Source organism: Achromobacter veterisilvae (assembly GCF_900496975.1).
Lineage (GTDB): Bacteria > Pseudomonadota > Gammaproteobacteria > Burkholderiales > Burkholderiaceae_B > Achromobacter > Achromobacter veterisilvae.
The window spans coordinates 1-1,216 of sequence record NZ_UFQC01000096.1 but is presented as its reverse complement, the minus strand read 5'-3'; the positions used below and the strand labels follow the sequence as shown (position 1 = coordinate 1,216).

The window sequence follows — 1,216 nt, the reverse complement described above, 5'->3', positions numbered from 1 at the left end:
GTAGATTCTATGGTTTCACGCAAGCCTGCTTGGCCAGGAAGAGTTCTTGGTCGAAGGGTTTGCGTGATTTCCATACGCCGAAGGCGATGCGCAAGAGCTTTCTGGCAATGATGTTCAAGGCTTGGGTGGTTGCCCAGCCTTTGGCGAGCAATGCCTGATACATGGGTTTGAAGGTGATTGATCTGGCAGCGGCAGTGGCGGCGTTGTAGGCGAGACTGCGCAGGATGGCATCGCCCTGCTTACTGAGCTTTCTCATGCCTTTGTAGGCACCGGATTCCTTGGGTCTGGGATCAAGTCCGGCATAGGCCACCACGGCATCGGAACCGGTAAACGGTATGCGAGCGAAGGTGGTCACCAGGGCCGTTGCCGTCAGGTTGCCCACGCCGACGATGCTGGTAAGCAGCTTGAAGTCTTGCGCCAGGGCGGGTTCGGCCTGGATCTCGGCGAGCATCTGGTCTTCAAGGGAATTGGCCAGTTCCGTCAGGGCATCGAGCACCTTCTGCACCTGAGCCTGGGCGTGGACTTGATGGTGTCGCTCGCTGGACAGGCGCAGTTGGGTTCGGGTGACCACGGCCATCTTGCGCAAGCGCAGTATCTTGCGCAAGCGTTCGATGTGTTGCGCACTGGGTTGATACGGGTGCAGACGTTCATGCTCGGAGGCGATGAAGCGGGCGATCATGATGGCGTCGAGCCGATCGGTCTTGCCCCGCTGGCCCAGGGATTTGGCGTAGTGGTGCAGCGCCTTGGGGTTGAGGACATAGACCTTCAGCCCCCGCTCGTAGGCCAGGTCAGCCAACATGCGCTCGTAGCCGCCGGTGGACTCCATGGCAAGCACGCTGCCTTGCGGCAAGGTTTGCAGCCATTTGCTCAGACTGGCGGGCGTGTTCTTGAGGATTTGGGTGACGGGTTTGGCACGGCCATGATCGGCCACGACGACCTCGGACTTACCCACATCTGCGCCGAAGAAAGAAACCGCGATTTGCATCTGTAGAACCCTTGCGATAGCGTTATGCCTGCTGGGGAAGCCGCGCCCGATGCGTTACCTTGCGATCAATCGGCGGTCTTGGCCGCTAGATTCTTAATCGACGTGTTTGGGCGGGGTGGGATATCTACCGACGTCAGTCCGCGCGAACGGCTGATGGATGGGTGTGTCCCGATCCCCAGCTCCCACTGAACACATTTCGGTGGGGGCTACAGAACCATACAAGGATGGGTG

1 protein-coding gene is annotated in these 1,216 nt (G+C 59.4%); it reads right to left on the bottom strand.

Annotation, left to right across the window (positions count from 1 at the left end; all coding sequences use genetic code 11):
* Positions 1-7: 7 nt before the first annotated feature.
* Positions 8-985 (bottom strand): IS110 family RNA-guided transposase, encoded by a 978-nt coding sequence (locus tag AVE30378_RS32455; protein ID WP_129247293.1) that lies wholly within the window; start codon positions 983-985, stop codon positions 8-10.
* Positions 986-1,216 lie beyond the last annotated feature (231 nt).